Here is a 558-nt window from a genome sequence, read left to right as displayed (position 1 = left end):
AAATTGCGATTTGTCGACCTGGGTGACGAAGTCGGCGAACTGGCGCTGAAGGCTTGCGGGTGGTATCGGAATCAACAGCTTTTCAAGTTCGGTCTTTGGAATATTACTCATTGATTTAGCAGAGCCATGCGCAAGCGAACGAATCGAATTAAGCATCGTTTCGGAAAGCAGATGAGAGAGATATGCCCCGTCGACGATAGGCAACGGATGCATACGAAACACTATGTCTGGAAACATGATACCGCCATCAGTATGCCTAACGAGAACAGAGCGCCCAACAAGCTCGGGAGTGTTCTTGCGAGCGAGAAGGATGTCGCCATCCCGCACAAACTTGCTAATAACAGGCTCGCTGTCGAGTGGAAGCGCCTTGTTCTGATCCTCGCAGTATGTACCAGTAGAAATGGCACTGAGCTTAAGGACAGCTGGCTCCGATCCAGCTCGCGGAGTCGTCAGACACTTTGGGCTCTTTCCGGACTCGACACAATCAACGCAGTTGCATAGCGGGAGTTTTTCACAGCCATCAAAGGATGCGAATATCTCTACAAACCGTGATTTGAC

General features: G+C 50.4%; 1 protein-coding gene. It reads right to left on the bottom strand.

What is annotated here, in order from left to right; genetic code table 11:
- Positions 1–237, bottom strand: a 237-nt coding sequence (locus DWX39_RS11160; protein WP_199411507.1) for a restriction endonuclease subunit S, incomplete at its 3' end; no start/stop codon positions are given.
- Positions 238–558: the final 321 nt, after the last annotated feature.

This window comes from Collinsella sp. AF19-1LB (assembly GCF_003459655.1).
In the GTDB taxonomy this organism is placed as follows: domain Bacteria; phylum Actinomycetota; class Coriobacteriia; order Coriobacteriales; family Coriobacteriaceae; genus Collinsella.
This window is presented reverse-complemented; position numbering and strand designations above follow the sequence as displayed.